The sequence below is a fragment of the Methylobacterium sp. B1 genome, assembly GCF_000333255.1.
Taxonomy (GTDB): Bacteria; Pseudomonadota; Alphaproteobacteria; order Rhizobiales; family Beijerinckiaceae; genus Methylobacterium; species Methylobacterium fujisawaense.
In genome coordinates this window covers 1-16,218 of record NZ_BACT01000120.1, presented here as the reverse complement: position 1 = coordinate 16,218, position 16,218 = coordinate 1, and the positions used below count along the sequence as shown (strand labels likewise).

The 16,218-nt window shown below is 70.2% G+C and carries 15 protein-coding genes and 3 pseudogenes; 11 read left to right on the top strand and 7 right to left on the bottom strand.

Features of this window, described 5'->3' with window-relative positions:
• Nucleotides 1–235: pseudogene (locus I53_RS03650) on the top strand (protein kinase); the annotation flags it as partial.
• An 80-nt stretch (nt 236–315) separates the two neighbouring features.
• Here the strand turns inward: I53_RS03650 and I53_RS03645 are convergent.
• On the bottom strand, nt 316–915 hold the full coding sequence (locus I53_RS03645) for a cysteine hydrolase family protein (protein WP_043346770.1): 600 nt from the start codon (nt 913–915) through the stop codon (nt 316–318).
• A 153-nt stretch (nt 916–1,068) separates the two neighbouring features.
• On the opposite strand from I53_RS03645, the gene I53_RS03640 reads away from it, so the two are divergent.
• The 3 genes from I53_RS03640 to I53_RS03630 all read left to right on the top strand — a co-directional run bounded on the left by I53_RS03640 (nt 1,069) and on the right by I53_RS03630 (nt 4,439).
• Nucleotides 1,069–2,001, top strand: coding sequence for a lytic transglycosylase domain-containing protein (locus tag I53_RS03640; protein WP_043346768.1), 933 nt, complete (start codon nt 1,069–1,071; stop codon nt 1,999–2,001).
• An 83-nt stretch (nt 2,002–2,084) separates the two neighbouring features.
• Entirely contained in the window at nt 2,085–2,987 is a 903-nt protein-coding gene (locus tag I53_RS03635) for an alpha/beta hydrolase (RefSeq protein WP_043346765.1), read from the top strand.
• Between the two features lie 126 nt (nt 2,988–3,113).
• Nucleotides 3,114–4,439: an O-antigen ligase gene (locus I53_RS03630; RefSeq protein WP_043346764.1), complete on the top strand. Its 1,326-nt coding sequence runs from the start codon at nt 3,114–3,116 to the stop codon at nt 4,437–4,439.
• 593 nt (nt 4,440–5,032) lie between these two features.
• On the opposite strand, the gene I53_RS03625 is transcribed toward I53_RS03630, so the two are convergent.
• The 4 genes and pseudogenes from I53_RS03625 to I53_RS03610 form a co-directional block, all read right to left on the bottom strand.
• Nucleotides 5,033–5,464 carry an acyl-CoA thioesterase gene (locus I53_RS03625; protein WP_051044654.1) on the bottom strand — a complete coding sequence of 144 codons (432 nt, stop codon included), beginning with the start codon at nt 5,462–5,464 and terminating at the stop codon, nt 5,033–5,035.
• A 52-nt stretch (nt 5,465–5,516) separates the two neighbouring features.
• The gene (locus tag I53_RS03620; RefSeq protein WP_085987618.1) at nt 5,517–7,274 is read right to left on the bottom strand and encodes a PQQ-binding-like beta-propeller repeat protein; all 1,758 of its coding nucleotides are present in this window, start codon (nt 7,272–7,274) and stop codon (nt 5,517–5,519) included.
• Nucleotides 7,275–7,334: 60 nt separating this feature from the next.
• On the bottom strand, nt 7,335–7,868 hold the full coding sequence (locus I53_RS03615; protein ID WP_043345473.1) for an ankyrin repeat domain-containing protein: 534 nt from the start codon (nt 7,866–7,868) through the stop codon (nt 7,335–7,337).
• 13 nt (nt 7,869–7,881) lie between these two features.
• Nucleotides 7,882–8,478: pseudogene (locus I53_RS03610) on the bottom strand (patatin-like phospholipase family protein); the annotation flags it as partial.
• A gap of 435 nt (nt 8,479–8,913) precedes the next feature.
• Between I53_RS03610 and I53_RS03605 the strand changes: the two are divergent.
• Nucleotides 8,914–9,450: a GcrA family cell cycle regulator gene (locus tag I53_RS03605; RefSeq protein ID WP_043346762.1), complete on the top strand. Its 537-nt coding sequence runs from the start codon at nt 8,914–8,916 to the stop codon at nt 9,448–9,450.
• A gap of 12 nt (nt 9,451–9,462) precedes the next feature.
• Here the strand turns inward: I53_RS03605 and I53_RS03600 are convergent, their stop codons facing one another.
• On the bottom strand, nt 9,463–10,353 hold the full coding sequence (locus I53_RS03600; protein ID WP_051044653.1) for a TAXI family TRAP transporter solute-binding subunit: 891 nt from the start codon (nt 10,351–10,353) through the stop codon (nt 9,463–9,465).
• A gap of 338 nt (nt 10,354–10,691) precedes the next feature.
• Here I53_RS03600 and cysK point away from each other — a divergent pair, with 338 nt between their 5' ends.
• The 5 genes from cysK (at nt 10,692) to I53_RS33660 (ending at nt 13,208) form a co-directional block, all read left to right on the top strand.
• Nucleotides 10,692–11,666 carry a cysteine synthase A gene (gene cysK, locus I53_RS03595; protein WP_043346761.1) on the top strand — a complete coding sequence of 325 codons (975 nt, stop codon included), beginning with the start codon at nt 10,692–10,694 and terminating at the stop codon, nt 11,664–11,666.
• A gap of 304 nt (nt 11,667–11,970) precedes the next feature.
• The gene (locus I53_RS03590; protein ID WP_043346759.1) at nt 11,971–12,468 is read left to right on the top strand and encodes a hypothetical protein; all 498 of its coding nucleotides are present in this window, start codon (nt 11,971–11,973) and stop codon (nt 12,466–12,468) included.
• A 91-nt stretch (nt 12,469–12,559) separates the two neighbouring features.
• Nucleotides 12,560–12,739, top strand: a complete 180-nt coding sequence (locus I53_RS03585) for a hypothetical protein (RefSeq protein WP_043346758.1) — start codon at nt 12,560–12,562, stop codon at nt 12,737–12,739.
• Nucleotides 12,739–13,053 carry a hypothetical protein gene (locus I53_RS03580; protein ID WP_043346756.1) on the top strand — a complete coding sequence of 105 codons (315 nt, stop codon included), beginning with the start codon at nt 12,739–12,741 and terminating at the stop codon, nt 13,051–13,053. The genes I53_RS03585 and I53_RS03580 overlap by 1 nt, the downstream gene beginning before the upstream one ends.
• The gene (locus tag I53_RS33660) at nt 13,050–13,208 is read left to right on the top strand and encodes a hypothetical protein (protein WP_164706369.1); all 159 of its coding nucleotides are present in this window, start codon (nt 13,050–13,052) and stop codon (nt 13,206–13,208) included. The genes I53_RS03580 and I53_RS33660 overlap by 4 nt, the downstream gene beginning before the upstream one ends.
• 422 nt (nt 13,209–13,630) lie before the next feature.
• On the opposite strand, the gene typA is transcribed toward I53_RS33660, so the two are convergent.
• Nucleotides 13,631–15,454 carry a translational GTPase TypA gene (gene typA / locus I53_RS03570; RefSeq protein WP_043346753.1) on the bottom strand — a complete coding sequence of 608 codons (1,824 nt, stop codon included), beginning with the start codon at nt 15,452–15,454 and terminating at the stop codon, nt 13,631–13,633.
• A 429-nt stretch (nt 15,455–15,883) separates the two neighbouring features.
• Here typA and I53_RS03565 point away from each other — a divergent pair.
• Nucleotides 15,884–16,218, top strand: a pseudogene (locus I53_RS03565) (ABC transporter ATP-binding protein); the annotation flags it as partial.

The following is a 16,218-nucleotide window of genomic DNA, read 5'->3' as shown; positions in this document are numbered from 1 at the left end:
CGCCGTACTCAGCGATTTCCGTGCCGCCTCGGCGCTCCCGGACGGACGGGGCGGCGCGGTGCTGGCGCGGGTCGAGGTGCGCGCCGTCGGCATCCTGATCGATGAGCTGCTCGATCGTTGCGCGACGCCGCCGGAGACTCTGCTGGCTCTGGCGCAGGCCTGTATGCAGCCGGATCCCGACGGGCGGCCGGCGCTCGACGCGGTGATCGACGAGATCGACCGGCTCCAGTCCTGATCCCGTCAGATTCGACCGTACCGCCGCTTCAGGCGGATACCGCGCGGGCTGTGCGGAGCGGGAGCCTTGTTCCCACGGCGTCAGTCCGGGATGTCGCCCTGCCCGCGCGCGATCACGGCGAACAGATCGCCGAGGGCGGCGAGGCTCGCGGCCTGGAGCTGGGCTGCCGGCACCACGTGTCCGTCCGGCCCGGGAAGATCCCGCGTCGCCGTGGCGGCGGCCACGACGGTGGGACGGAACCCGAGGTTGAAGGCGCTCCGGGCGGTGGAATTGACGCACATATGCGTCATGAATCCCGCCAGGATGACGTCCTGCACGCCGGCTTCCTGGAGGCGTGCCTGCAGGTCCGTGCCCACGAAGGAACTCGGATAGGCCTTGGTGATCACCGGCTCGTCGCCCTGCGGCGCCACCTCCGGGCTGATCTGGCCGATCGGCGCGGTCACATCGTAGGGCGTTCCCGGCCCGGCATGGTGGCGGACATGGATCACCGGGATCCCCGCGTCGCGCGCCCGCTTCAGCAGGCCCGCGGCCTCGCGGAGCGCAGGCTCGACGCCCTCGAGCCGCATGACGCCCTCGCGATAGGTCTGCTGCAGGTCGATCATCACCAGAGCGGAACCCGTGAGCGGGGCCGGCGCGGGGCTCAGGCCGGACAGGCCGCGCAGGGTTGCCAGATCGGACATCGGCGCATCTCCCATGGCGCCGCCTTGGTGGGGCGCTCGAATGTCGGGACGCTACGACGGACCGGCCCGGAAGCGCCATAGCGCAAAGGTGCACCGTCCGAACCGCACGGGAAGGTTGACGGTCTGGATTGATCCGCACCCGCAGGTCGCTACATGCGCGGCGTGATTGCCCCGCCCCTGCGCCTCGGCGCCCTGCTCCTCGCCCTCGCCTGCGCGCATCCGGCCGCGGCCGCCCCGTCCGAAGGGGCGACCGAGACCGTCGAGCAGGCCCTGTGCCGCCTGATCGACGAATCCGCCAAGGCCCGTGGCCTGCCGGTGCCGTTCCTGACGCGCCTGATCTGGCGCGAGAGCAGCTTTCGCGTGGGGGTCGTGAGCCCGGCCGGGGCGCAGGGCATCGCGCAATTCATGCCGGGAACGGCACGGGAGCGCGGCCTCCTCGACCCGTTCGATCCCGAGCAGGCGATCCCGCACGCAGCCCATCTGCTGTCCGATCTGAAGTCCCAGTTCGGCAATCTCGGTCTCGCGGCCGCGGCCTATAACGGTGGCGCCGCGCGGGTCAGCAAATGGCTCGCCGGCGATGGCGGCCTGCCCGCCGAGACCCGGACCTACGTGGCGGTCATCACGGGCCGGCCGGTGGACGATTGGCGGACCGGACCCGCCAAGGCGATCGAGTACCCGGAGGGCGGCGCACCCGCCAAGCCCGAGGGCAAGGACGTGAAGGACGCGAAGGACGCCCATCCGGAGGCGCCGCAGACCTGCCTGCAGGTGACCGCCAGCCTACGCGTCCCGTCCCGCGGCGACCGCTTCGCCCTCGGCCTCAACGAGGGACCGGCCGCTCCCTGGGGGATCCAGCTCGCGGGCAACTTCTCCAAGGCGCTGGCGCTCCAGAGCTTCAACCGGGCGCGGAGCGCCTATGCGGGGGTGATCGGCGAGGTGCGGCCGATGATCATCGGTACACGCCTGCGCAACCGCGGCACCCGCGCCTTCTACCGGATCCGCATCCCGGCGCAGAGCCGGCAGGCGGCCGACGACCTGTGCGGCCGCATCCGCAAGGTCGGGGGCGCCTGCATCGTCCTGCGGACCTGATTTTTCACGATCCGCTGCGGGACCGTCATCAATCCGCCCCGAGGGCGGTGCGGTATGAGCCGGTCGGGATAACCGGATGGGATATGACACGCCTCCTCACCGCGTTTGCTAGCCTCCTCTGTCTCGGGCTCGCCGCGTTCGGCTTCACCGCTGCCTCGCCGCTCGCCCTGTTCGACGCGATCGGCCCGCGCGATCCGGGGGGGCGCCTCGCCGCGAAGGACCAGCCCTTCGGCGAAGGGCCGCGGCGGCACCTCGATGTCTACGTCCCGACGGCGGCCGCCGAGAATGCGCCGGTCCTCGTGTTCTTCTACGGCGGCTCCTGGCAGAGCGGCTCCAAGGACGATTACGCCTTCGTCGGGCACGCGCTCGCCGCGCAGGGCTTCGTCACGGTGCTGCCCGACTACCGGCTCTACCCGGAGGCACCGTTTCCCGGCTTCCTGGAGGATGGTGCGGCGGCCATCGCCTGGGTGCGCGACAACATCGCGGGCTATGGCGGCGATCCGCGCCGGATCGTGCTCGCCGGCCACTCGGCCGGGGCCTACAACGCGGTGATGCTCGGCCTCGACCCGCGCTACGTGATCGCGGCCGGAATCGATCCCAAGGTCATCAAGGCGGTCGCGGGCCTGTCCGGACCCTACGATTTCCTGCCGTTCGATCAGGACACCACCGTGAAGGTGTTCGGGAAGGCTCCCGATCCGGAGGCAACGCAGCCGGTGGCCTTCGCGGGCCCGCTCTCGCCCCCCGCCTTCCTGGCGACCGGCGACGCCGACACGGTGGTGAAGCCGCGGCACACGGTCAGCCTCGCCGCCAAGCTGCGGGCCGAGCACGTCCCGGTCCAGGAGCGGATCTATGCGGGGCTCGATCACAAGGACACGTTGCTGGCGCTGTCCGTCACCTTCCGCTCCAAGGCCCCGGAACTCGCCGAGATGGCCTCGTTCCTGATGCGGCAATCCGCCGGCCGCTCGCAGTACACGATGCGGCGCTGATCGCTTCGGGCTTACGTCAAGGTTATCGCGCGATCGTCGGCCGGAACGTCTGATTTTCCATCGCCCCGGACCCGCGGGCCGCTAGAATGGTCTCGGCCGCACGGCGCGGCCTCGCGGTGGGACGGCATGGCTTCTGCGGACGCGGCGATCGGGATCCCGGCCGACGGGCGGCAGCGCGGCGTCGCAGGCCGGGACATGCCCGACGTGCTGCGCGTGCTCCTGAACGGGTTCGTCTTCGTCCTGCTCTGGAACCACGTCTGGCTGAAGGATCTGTCGGATCGGTCGATGCTCGCGGCCTCCGAGGATGGAAGCCTGCTGACGCAGGTCCTGTTTCTCGGCGCCGGTGCCGCCATGGCCGCGGCGATCCACCGGATCGGCGTCCGGCACCTTCATCCGCTGCTGACGCGCCCCCTCGTCCTCTGCGCCCTCTGGCTCGGGGCGACGGCGCTCCTGTCGATCGAGCCCAGCCTGTCGCTGCGGCGGCTCGTCCTGTTCGCCATCGCGGCGATGCTCTCGGCAGGCGTGCTGATCGTGGCCCGATCCCCCCGGCAGTTGGCGCTGACCATGGCCGGATCCGCCCTGGTGATCGTGCTCGGCTCCTACCTCGCGGTCGCCCTCGTGCCCAATCTCGCGATCCACTCGGCCTTCGACGTCAATTCCGATCCCAGCCATCCCGGTCTCTGGCGCGGAATCTTCCCGCAGAAGAACGAGGCCGGGGCAGCCATGGTGATCCTGGTGATCGTCGGCCTCTACGTCGCCACCGTCGCGAGCCGTCTGCTCGGCTGGGCGATCGTGCTCCTGGCGGCCGGCTTCCTGGTGGCGAGCGGCTCGAAGACCGCGATCCTGCTCCTTCCGGTGATCCTCGCCGTCACCGGCCTGTGCCAGGTCCTCACCGGCGGGTTCCTGCGGCGCCTGCTGCTCCTCGGCCCCGTGATCGGGTTCTCGCTGATCTCCATCGGCTCCGTGCTCGCGCCGCCGATCCAGGACGCAGTGGGGGCGCTGCTCACCGACGCGACCTTCACGGGCCGCAGCGAGATCTGGCAGTTCGCCATCGACAACATCATGATCCGGCCCTGGCGCGGCTGGGGCATCGGCGCCTTCTGGATGACCGAACGCACCATGTACGCCGGTTCCGAGGAGCTCACCTGGGTCACCACCGTCGACCATGCCCACAACGCCTATCTCGACACCGCGCTGATCGGCGGCCTGCCGTTCCTCGCGCTCACCGTGGTGGCCTTCGTCCTCGCCCCGGTGCGCGACCTGCAGCGCGTGGCCGGCGGAATGCGCCTCGACGCGGAGACCATGCTGTTCCTGCGGCTGTGGTTTCTCGGGCTGGTCTCGGCCTCCTTCGAGACGGTGCTCTACAACGGTAACAACGCCACCTGCTGCATGTTCATGATGGCGGTGTTCGGCCTGCGCCTGCGCACCCGCTACGCCGTCCTGGCGCGCTGAGGCGGATCCGCCGCCCGATCGTCCCCGACCCTCGGCGCTTGGCCATCCCACGCGTATCGCCGCCGGACGCGGGACGCGCGCGGAATGCCGTCCTCGCGACCGAGATGCAGCCGCTTGGCGACCGCCCTGCGGGATCGGCGCAGGATGGATGTGGCTCGCCCTGCCGACCGGCGCTCGGTTCAGGCTCCGGGCGGGATCGTCCTGCCGGATCGACGGGCTGGCGGCGTCGCGTCGGACGCCGACAGCCCGGACGGTTCCTGGAACTGCCTCTCTCGCGCCCGGAGAGGGACGTCGATCCGACCCGGCCTGCCTCCACATGTCGATCGGCGCCTTCGCGTATCGGTGCGGCTTCGCCACCGAGGTGCATGTTTCCCGGCGCTTCAACGGTCGCCACGGTCTCACGGCCCGCGATGACAGGGCTGCGGCCGTCCGGCACCGATCCGATACGGTCCCGGATCGGCAAAACCGCCCGCGCGCATAGAATGCTGACCCTCGGGCGCACGCCACCGGTCCGGATCCGCGCCGGTCCCCTCAGGCGCCGTGGATCCCGCCGCGTCGCTGAAGGTCGCCCCGATCCCGTCCTCGAAACCGGATCAGAGCCCGGATTCGGCCGGCGGCACAGGCCGCGGGCGCCGGTCCTCGCCGATCGCCACGAAGGTGAAGGTCGCCTCGGTCACCTTCATGGTGACCTCGCTCGCCCGTTCGCGCCGCCAGACCTCGACCTGGATGCGCAGGGAGGAGCGCCCGACCCTCAGGAGCCACGCATAGAGGCTCACCTCGTCGCCCACGAAGACCGGATGGTGGAAGGTGATCGCGTCGACCGCGAGGGTGGCGCAGCGTCCCCGTGCCCGACGGGCCGCGACGTTGCCGGCCGCGAGATCCATCTGTGCCATGAGCCAGCCGCCGAAGATGTCGCCGGCGGGGTTGGTGTCGGCGGGCATCGCGATGGTGCGGATGACCGGCGGACCGCGATCCGTCGGCTGGACCGTCGCCCCGCCCCCGATGTCCTCGCACAGGTCCGCCATGGCCATCCGTCCCCCGAACGGACGGGAGACATCCGGCCAAGCTCGGTCGCGGTCAATCGGGGAGCGCGAAGACCAGCAATGCGTCGCCGGTGCCGAACCCGGATGCCTTGGTGAAGGAGGCGCCGCCCGCCGCCACCGCGAGGTACTGCTTGCCGTCCAGCGCGTAGGTCATCGCAGGGCCGCTGATGCCGGCCCCGCACTGGAAGCGCCAGAGAATCCGGCCGTCCTTCGCATCGTGGGCGTCGAGATGGCCGTCCTCCTCTCCCGAGAAGACGAGGCCGCCGGCCGTCGCCAAGGTCCCTCCGGAGAGACGGCTCCCCCCGCGGACCGACCAGGCGATCCTGCCGCCATCCACGAGGTCGACCGCCGTCAGCGTGCTGAAGGACGCCTCGCCCTTCGCCTCGCCCGTCTCCGTGTAGCGGATCTCCGGACGCCCGGCAGCTGCCGGAACGGTCTTCACCGTGTAGGTCGTCGCCCCGTGGCGGACCTGAACGTAGGCGCGCCGGCCGTCATAGGCGGTGGGCGGCCACGAGACCGCGCCGAGGGGACCGGGCGCCACCACGGTGCCCTGCGGCGTCGGCGGCGCGAACAGGTTCTTCTGATCGACGAGCGGCGCGGACCGCGCCAGGAGCGTCCCCGTGGCGCGGTCGTGGACGTAGATCCAGCCGGTCTTGCTTGCAGAAGCCACCGCCTTCGCGCCACCGGGCATGTCGAGCAGGAAGGGCGGCGCGGCGACGTCGTAGCCCCATTCGTCGTGCGGCACCTGCTGGTAGTACCAGCGCAGCGCGCCGGTCTTCACGTCGAGGGCCACGAGGCACATCGTGTAGAGATTGTCGCCCGGACGCGAGAGGCCGAAATTCTGCGGGGCCGGGTTGCCGGTGCCGAGGAAGATCAGGCCGAGATCCGGATCATAGGCCGGCGTCATCCAGAGGGAGCCGCCGCCGACGCGCCAAGCGTCGCGGTTGGCCGGAGCGGCGGCCTTCTCGGCGGCGATGTCCCGGTGGAGCGGCGTGCCGTCGGCGGTCTGGGCGACGAAGCCCCCCTCCCAACCCTCGGACGGCGTGACGTACCAGCGCCAGCGTTCCTCGCCGGTCTTCGCGTCGTAGGCCGCGAGCCAGCCGCGTCGCCCGTACCCGCCCTCGATGCCGACGACGGCGCCGCCGTCGAGGCCGCCCGCCTCGTCCTCGATGTGGAGGCCGTATCCGGCGCCGGTGACGCCGACGATCACGAGCCCGTCGGCAACCAGCGGCGGCATCTTGAAGCCGAGGCGGCTCGAGCCCTGGACGGGCTTGCCGCCGAGCGTCGCGGCGAGGCCCGAGGCGGTCTCGCTCTCGCCCTCCTCGGGGCGGACCGCCTCCTTGTCCCAGACGATCCTGCCGGTCTTCGCGTCGAGGGCGATCAGCCGCCCGTCCATGGTCGCCTCGAAGACGAGCCCCCCCGACACCGCCACCCCGCGGTTCGAGGGCGGTCCGAAGATCTTCTCGGTGCGCGGCTTGTGGGTGTAGGTCCAGACGGGCTTGCCGGTCTTCGCGTCGAGGGCCGCGACGTTGTTCTGCGTCGTGGAGACGAAGAGGGTGCCGTCCACCATCACGGGCTGGGCCTGGAAGTATCCGGTGATTCCGGTCTGAAAGATCCAGGCGGGGCGCAGCCGACCGACAGTGTCGCGGTCGATCTGGGTCAGGTCGGAGAAATTGCGGTTGCTCGGATCGTGTCCGAAGGCCGGCCAGGGCGATTCAGCGGCGGAGGTCGACCCGAGGGACGCCGGTCCCGCAAAGCAGGCCAGCAGGACCGCCCCAATCCATCGCGCCAAAGCTGTGCTCCCTTGTGCGGCGACAGTCGCGCCCGCCTGGATCCGTTTCTGAAAGTGGGCCTAAGCCTGCTTCCGGGGCGCCCCGTCGAGCTGCGCCGGCGTCGCCTGGGCACCCATTGCCCGGGCCATGTCGGCGGCGCTCTGTCCGGAGGCGTCGCGCCGGTCCGGGTCGGCGCCGTGGCGGAGGAGCAGGTCGACCATCTCGGTGCGGTCGAACATCGCCGCCGTCATCAGGGCCGTGCGGGTGCCGTCGCCGGTCCCGTCCACCCTGGCCCCGTGCTGGAGCAGGAGCTGCGCGATCGCGAGATCGTTCTTGAAGGCCGCGCCGGCGAGGGGCGTCTGGCCACGGTCATTGGCGAGTTCCGGGTCGCCGCCGGCCTCCAGGATCACCCGCGTGGCGTCCGCCTGGCCGTTATAGGCGGCCAGCATCAGCAGGCTGTCGCCCTTGTCGTTGCGCAGGTTCGCCGGCAGCCCCTGCCCGAACAGGTCGGCGAGATCCTCCGAATGGCCCAGCCGCGCGTACTGGAAGACGCGGGCGGCGAAGGCCAGGGTCTCGTCATCGAGGGTCGGGGGCGTGTTCGTCTCTGAGGCCATCGCGTGCTCGTCTCTTCTGGCCGCTGATCTGGGCCGTCACCACGAGGAGGCGCCGCCCCTTGGCATGCTCCTCGGCAACCGCCTTGAGGAGATCCGCCGTGACGTAGCGGTCGATCAGGCTGCGCAGGCGTCCGTCACCGAACAATCCGGAGCCGAACAGCACGTTTGCCAGGTTGGGCGAGGCCACCAGCTCACCCGCGACGCCGCTGGTGTAGAACTCGGTCAGATAGGGATCGTAGGCCGGTCCCAGAAAGGCGAAGGGGGCGATCAGCGCGCCGGTCGAGACACCGGACACCAGGGTGAATTCCGGGCGCTTGCCGGAGGCCGTCCAGCCGTTGAGCACGCCCGCCCCGTAGGCGCCGTCACCGCCGCCGCCCGACAGGGCCAGATACGTGAAGCCCTTGAGGCGACGCTCCGGATTGGCAGCGAGCGCCGCGATCGTGTCCACCGACGCGTCGGCGAAGACGCGCGCACCGGGGACGCCGGGGATGGTCGCCAGCGCGGCCTGCTCGGCGCTGTAGGGAGTCCGCGGGACGCTGCCGCACGCCGCGACCTGCCCCGCCAGCCCGAACGCCACTGCCATGCGCAGGCTGACCTGACGAAAACCCATCGTCGCTTCCTTGAACCGCGTAACGCGCCCACTCTGCCACACGGAACGAGCTTGGCCGTACAGCCTGTTCCACCATAGCCGGCTGAGCAGGACGATATGGCCGCGCTGTTGCGGAGGGGTCACGTTTCCACGGGATCCGGGCACAAGCGTGGCCGCCTCGATCGCACGGCCGAGGGGCCATCGGCCGCCGCCATTGCCGGTGGACAGGCGCCGCGGCGGCCCGCATCGGGGGACCGGCCGCCCTTGCAACGCTCGCGAACGCCGCGCTAGGGTTCCCCCGTGGCCTGGCGAGACAGGGTGTCGCACGCGGTGCGGCAGCCGGCGCGCGAGGGCGCGGTCTGCGCGGCGACACGGTCGGCCGAGATAAGGCGTCCGGCGGCCCGAACACACGGCCTCGCTTTCGGGAACGCAGCCGAGCCGCAGGGGGCGGAGGGGATGATGGAACCGGTTCTCGGCTGGACGGATGATCGCGTGGCGCTGCTGCGCCGGTTGTGGGAAGACGGGCAGAGCGCCAGCAAGATCGCGGCGCAGCTCGGCGGCGTCACCCGCAATGCGGTGATCGGCAAGGTCCATCGCCTCGGTCTGGCCGGGCGTGCCCGGGGTGGCGAGGAGGCTCCCGCCGCCGCGCCACCGTCCAAGACCGTCGAGATCGAGACCGCCATCGCGGTGGTCGAGACACAGGCGCCCGAGCCGGTGGCGATCCTCGCCCATCGTCCGGCCCCCGAATTTCCCGCGCCCGCGCCCGTGCCGGCTCCGGAGCCTGTGGCTCTGGCGGTCTCGCAACGCGTGACCATCATGGACCTGCGGGAATCCATGTGCCGCTGGCCGCTCGGCGATCCGACGACCCCGGAATTCCGGTTCTGCGGCGCCCGGTCGATCACTGGGCTGCCCTATTGCACCCACCACGCCGAGATCGCCTACCAGCCGGCAGCCGAGCGGAAACGCGACCGCCGCGTCGCCTCCTTCCGCTGAAGCCCGGCGAACTCAGCGCAGGCTCACGCCCGCTTCGCGGAGGAGGCGGGCGGTCCCGGGATTGATCCTGTCCGCCGGGACGAGGCCGACGAGGTTCTTCGGCTGGGCGGTGGGCAAGTCCGTGCGCGCCAGCGCCGCCGCGACGCGATAGGCCGCGTCCTCGCGGAGTCCGGGCCGCGCGAGCACGAAGCTCCAGGATCCGACTGTCTCGATCGGGTCCGTCTGGCCGGCGAAGCTGCCCGCCGGGACCGTCAGGCGCCGCGTCGCCGCGCCCGGCTGCGCGAGGCGCGCGATCCCCGCCTCGGACGGCCCGAAGAAGCGGGCTCCGCCCGGATCGGCGGCCAGAGCATGGAAGCCCGGCCAGTCGAGGCCGCCGCCCCAGAGCGCGTCGGCGCGGCCCTCCCGCACCAGGGCCGGACCGTCGCCGGCCCGGTCGAGCAGCATCGGGCTGATGTCCCGCTCGGGATCGAGACCCGAGGCGCTGAGGGCGCTCCGGCCCATGACGGTGAGCCCCGAATTATGGGTGCCGAGCACGACCCTGCGCCCGCGCAGATCCGACACGGAGCGGATCGCACTGCCGGCCGGAACCACGAACAGGCCCGGCGTCGGGTACATCGGCGCCAGAACGGTCAGGTCGCCGCCTTCGGCGAGGGCCGGATAGGCGTACGCGCCCTGTACGAGGCCGAGATCGACCCGGCCGGTGCGGAGGAGGCCGACATTCTCGGCCGACCCGCCGGTGGCACGCCGCTCGATCGCCAAAGTCGGGTCGACGGCCGCGATGGCGTGGGCGAGCGTCTCGCCGAAAGCTGGAAAGCCACCGCCCGGCGTCGCGGTGGCGAGCACGAGGCGGACCACCTCGCTCCCCCAGGTCGGCCGTGCCAGGATCACCCCGAAGCCGGCCAACAGAGCGACCCGACGAGTCGGCCCTCGGGGCCGTCCCAGCCCTCCCGATGCGGACGACGCGCCGATCCCGCCGGTCGTCTCGACGGGGGCTGGAGAATGAAATTCCATCAGGCTCGGACCAATCGATAAAGGCCTTCCATCCGGGGCCGAATGCCCTTGAAATAATGAAAAGAACTTTCGGTAAGGGCACTTAGCCCGATTGCTCCGGCCGCGGCAACGCGATATCGCAGCCTCCCGTCCGGAACCGGCCGGGCCGGCCTCGCGTGAGCGATCCCTTGGCGCGGCCCGTCCCGGACCCGAAATCTGTCAGATCCTTCAACACGCGCAGGAGTTCCCCGATGGCCGATACCATCAACGCACCGGCGAAGGTCGGCCACGGCCGGGTCTACGGCTCGATCACCGAGACGATCGGCAACACCCCGCTGGTGCGCCTCAACCGGCTGCCCAAGGAGCACGGGGTCGATGCCGAGATCCTGCTCAAGCTCGAATTCTTCAACCCGATCGCCAGCGTCAAGGACCGCATCGGCGTCAACATGATCGACGCGCTGGAGGCCTCCGGCAAGCTCCAGCCTGGCGGCACGCTGGTCGAGCCGACCTCGGGCAACACCGGCATCGCCCTCGCCTTCACGGCCGCCGCCCGCGGCTACCGGCTCATCCTGGTGATGCCCGAGACCATGTCGCTGGAGCGGCGCAAGATGCTCGCCTTCCTGGGAGCGGAGCTGGCGCTCACCCCCGGCGCACAAGGCATGAAGGGCGCGATCGCGAAGGCCGAGGAACTCCTGAAGGAGATCCCGGGCGCCGTGATGCCACAGCAATTCTCGAACCCCGCCAACCCCGAGATTCACCGGAAGACCACCGCCGAGGAGATCTGGAGCGACACCGGCGGCCAGCTCGACGCGTTCGTGGCCGGCGTCGGCACCGGCGGCACCGTGACGGGCGTCGGCGAGGTGCTGAAGCCGCGCCTGCCGAACCTGAAGGTCTTCGCCGTGGAGCCGGAGGATTCCCCGGTGATCTCCGGCGGCCAGCCCGGCCCGCACAAGATCCAGGGCATCGGCGCCGGCTTCATTCCGGACAACCTTCACACCGACATCCTCGACGGCGTCCTGAAGGTCACCAATCAGGCCGCCTTCGAGACCGCCCGGGCCCTCGCCCGCCTGGAAGGCATCCCCGGCGGCATCTCCACCGGCGGCAACGTCGCCGCGGCGCTGGAACTGGCCAAGCGGCCCGAATTCCAGGGCAAGCGCATCGTGACCGTCGCCTGCTCCTTCGCCGAGCGCTACATCTCGTCGGCCCTGTTCGACGGAATCGGTTAGGCGCTATCGGAGCGGCCCTCGGGCCGCTCCAACACGGGTGTCCCGGGAATCGCGCCGGCACCGTTCGGCGCGAGACATATACCCCACAGAGGCTGGATTTGGCGCACCGCCTGAACGGGACCACTACGCCAAGAGAACCCTCGAATAGTAAAAGTGATCTTTGGAAACTTCAGTTCCGTCCATTTTGCCTATAAACACTACAGACCAATTGATATAGTTCGCGCCTTTCCGAAAAGCGCCGCATCTAGATCCGGAAAAGCCTTTCCGGTAACGCCAGACCCGTCGATCGGGTGGCGATTCTCTGATGCGCGGTCTCCTTGTTCTTCTGCTCAGCCTCTGGGCTCAGGCCGCGCTGGCGCAGGGCTTCGCGCTGCATGACCTGACCGGGCTGGCCGAAGCTTCCAGAACCGCCCTCGGGCCGGAGGCCGCCGCGCAGGCCGCACCGCTTCATCTCGGCGTGAATTGTTCGTCCTGCAGGGGTTCGCCGACGATCGAGCTGCAGCTCGGGCGCCTGACCGACGGGACGGAAGAGCGGGTGCGCTCCGGCAGGACGTCCCTCGGCGCGCTCGAAACGCTCTGCGTTCGGCGGAACCCGGATTGCCGACTCTCGGCCCTGCCGGCCGGCCCGGCGATCGGCTGGCTGAGTGTCTACGCGCTGGAACGCGGTGCGGGCGCGACCGCCGTCATCCTCCGGGGTGGCGATCTGCTGACGATCGAGGCCCGCGCGGCGGATCGCGGGGCTGCCGAGGATTCCGTGCGTCGCCTGACTGAGGCCGTCCTGCCGCGGATCGTCGGTCCCTGACATCAGGGGACCGCCGGCGGTCGATCGCCTCGGCCCCCGCAACCCTCCTGCGCCGCCTCCGTTGTCCCTCGAAGAGGCAGCGAGGCGAGCCATGACAGAGCAGACCGGACAGACGCCGCGGGAAAGTCCTGAAGCCGACAAGGCCAGTGAGATCGGGGCCTCGCGCGAGAAGCTCGGCCAGATGGAAGACCAGGCTAGGAGCGGCACCGACCTTGGCGAAGCCATCGACCGTGCCACCGCCGCCGTCGGTCAGGACGACGGGAAGCGCTGATGAGCCGAGCGACGAGCGAGTCCGAGACGGTCACCCGCAAGCCTGACGACGCGGTCGGGTCGCGCGGAACCCCGCCGGCCGGGGGTGGTCACCAAACACCCGAGCAGGCGGCGATCACCGACATGGGATCCGGTGGAACGCCACGGAGCGAGCCGAAGGAGGGTTGGGGTTCGACCGGCGAGCCCGGACGCGCGCCGCCCGCCATCGGCGGTTCTTCCGGCGGCCATTCGGACCAGAAAGCCTCGCGGGGCCCGGCCGCCGGCACCAAAGTCGCGGGCGGCCATTCACGCGCCGAGCAGGAGACCCAGGAATGACCGAGCGCCGCGAGACCGATCCGCAGCCGGAGAAGCCGAAGAACGTCGCCCCCGACGCGGTGAAGGACCCGAACGAGAAGACCGAGGGCAAGCCCGGCCTGGGCACGCCCTCCGGAGGCACGCAGAACGACGAGACCGATCCCGGCGGCAGCTGACGCGACAGAGCCGCACCGCGACGCGGTGCGGCTGCTCGCGGCTCAGGAAAGGCGGAGAGGGATCGGTCCGGCCGCCAGCGGCACGTCGCCGGGGCGGCAGCCGGTCTCGAGGCAGGCGTAGCGGATCGCATCCTGACGGCTGCGGAAGATGCCTCCGGCACGCCCACCAGCCTCCACGGCCACCCAATGCCCCTCGCCGTCTTGACCGACGAGATAGGAGGGCGGCGCAGAAGCGGCAGGCGGGAGCGACGGGATTGGATTCAACGCGACGGACATCGGTGTCACGGGGTTCACGCGGGCCTCTCGGGTCCGCCGCACCGAGGTATTGTCCCCGGCATAAGGGTTCGATGGGCCCGAGATCAGCCGGACATAAGGGCTGCATCAGCAACCGGGCCTGAGTGCCCGGTTGCCGGTCGTTCAGCTCAGGCGGCGTTTTCCTTGGAGCGCTCCGCCCGCTTGCGGTCGTTCGGGTCGAGGATCGCCTTACGCAGGCGGATCGACTTCGGCGTCACCTCGACGAGTTCGTCGTCCTGGATCCAGGCCAGCGAGCGCTCCAGGGTCATACGGATCGGCGGGGTGAGGCGCACGGCCTCGTCCTTCGACGTGGTGCGGATGTTGGTGAGCTTCTTGCCCTTGAGCACGTTCACCTCGAGGTCGTTCTCGCGGTTGTGCTCGCCGACGATCATGCCCTGGTACACCTTCCAGCCCGGCTCGATCATCATCGGGCCGCGGTCCTCCAGATTCCACATCGCGTAGGCGACAGCCTCGCCCTGGTCGTTGGAGATCAGCACGCCGTTGCGCCGGCCCGGCATCTCGCCCTTGTAGGGCTCGTAGGCCTTGAACAGCCGGTTCATGATCGCGGTGCCGCGGGTGTCGGTGAGCAGCTCGCCCTGGTAGCCGATCAGGCCACGGGTCGGGGCGTGGAAGACGAGGCGCAGGCGATTGCCGCCCGACGGCCGCATCTCCAGCATCTCGGCCTTCCGCTCGGACATCTTCTGCACGACGACGCCGGAATGCTCCTCGTCGACGTCGATCACGACCTCCTCGATCGGCTCCAGGAGCCCGCCGGCCTCGTCGCGCTCGAACACGACGCGCGGCCGCGAGACGGCGATCTCGAAGCCCTCGCGGCGCATGGTCTCGATCAGGATCGAGAGCTGCAGCTCGCCGCGGCCCGAGACGTAGAACGAGTCCTTGTCGGCCGCCTCCTCGATCTTGAGCGTGACGTTGCCCTCGGCCTCCTTGAACAGGCGGTCGCGGATCATGCGGCTCGTGACCTTGTCGCCCTCGGTGCCCGCGAGCGGGCTGTCGTTGACGATGAACGACATCGTCACCGTCGGCGGATCGATCGGCTGCGCCTGGATCGGGGTGTCGACCTGCGGGTCGCAGAAGGTATCGGCCACGGTGCCCTTCATGAGGCCGGCGATCGACACGATGTCGCCCGCCTCGCCCACGTCGATGGGCGCACGCTCAAGGCCGCGGAAGGCGAGGATCTTCGACACGCGGCCGGTCTCGACGACCTTGCCGGTGCGGTCGAGGACCTTGATCGACTGGTTCGGCTTCACCGAGCCCGAGGCGATCCGGCCGGTGATGATCCGGCCGAGGAACGGGTTGGCCTCCAGCAGGGTGCCGAGCATCCGGAACGGCCCATCCTCGGTCTTGGCCGGCGGCACGTGCTTCAGCACGAGGTCGAACAGCGGCTCCAGGCCGACCGACGGGTCGGCCTCCGGGCTGTCGGCCATCCAGCCGTTACGGCCCGACCCGTAGAGGATCGGGAAGTCGAGCTGTTCGTCGGTGGCGTCGAGGGCCGCGAACAGGTCGAACACCTCGTTCACCACCTCGTTGATCCGGGCGTCCGGCCGGTCGACCTTGTTGATCGCCACGATCGGACGCAGGCCGATCTTGAGCGCCTTGCCGACCACGAACTTGGTCTGCGGCATCGGCCCTTCGGCCGCATCCACCAGCACGATCACGCCGTCGACCATCGACAGGATACGCTCGACCTCGCCGCCGAAATCGGCGTGGCCGGGGGTGTCGACGATATTGACGCGGGTGTCCTTCCAGACGACCGACGTCGCCTTGGCGAGGATCGTGATGCCACGCTCCTTCTCGAGGTCGTTCGAGTCCATCGCCCGCTCCTCGACCCGCTGATTCTCGCGGAAGGTGCCGGACTGGGCCAGCAGCTTGTCGACGAGCGTCGTCTTGCCGTGGTCGACGTGAGCGATGATGGCGATGTTGCGCAGATTCATGGCGGCCCGAAACGGGTTGTGCCGGCTCCCTGGCGGCCGCGCGGCGCGGCCGTCCGCGCCGGTTCAGGTACGGAGTCGTGGTGGTTGCGTCGCAATATAAGGACGCGCGCTCTTGAGCAAGGCCGCTGACGTCATGGGCGCACCGCGCGGGCCGGATTGCTGGGGGCGGCTCCCGACTGCGGCACCGACGCCACGCCTGCGGCTGGGCCCGGCGCGAGCCGCCGTTGCAGGGCAGATCTGCATGCCCCCCGCATCGCAGGATACCCTATATGACGGCGCGATCACGCCGCGACCGGCGCGCCGCCGTCCGTATCGGGGTGTATTGGATGAAACCGGATCCCTCGGGTAGCGTATCGACCAGGGTCAAGCGTCCGACTGCGGCGATTCGGCCCTCGGGCCGCCAGGGCGGGCTTTCGTCGGAAGGACACGATGCGCGCGCTTGAGCCGCGGCTGTTCCCGTACATCTGGCGCTATTCGAAGGGCAATCAGCTCAGGATCTGCGCCGTCGTGCTGGCGTCGCTCCCGTTCTACTTCGCCTCCCTCGACCTGCCGAAGCGCATCGTCAACGACGCGATCACCGGCAAGGCCTACGCGCATGGCGAGGCGACCGCCCCATTCCTCGAACTCACCGTGGACTGGCCCGCGGCGCTCGGCGGCGGCACGACGCACCTGTTCGAGGGCTTCCAGCTCGACCGCTTCGAGCTGCTCCTGAGCCTGTCGAGCCTGTCCTCGGGCTCGTCCTGATCACGGCGCGTTCAAGTTCT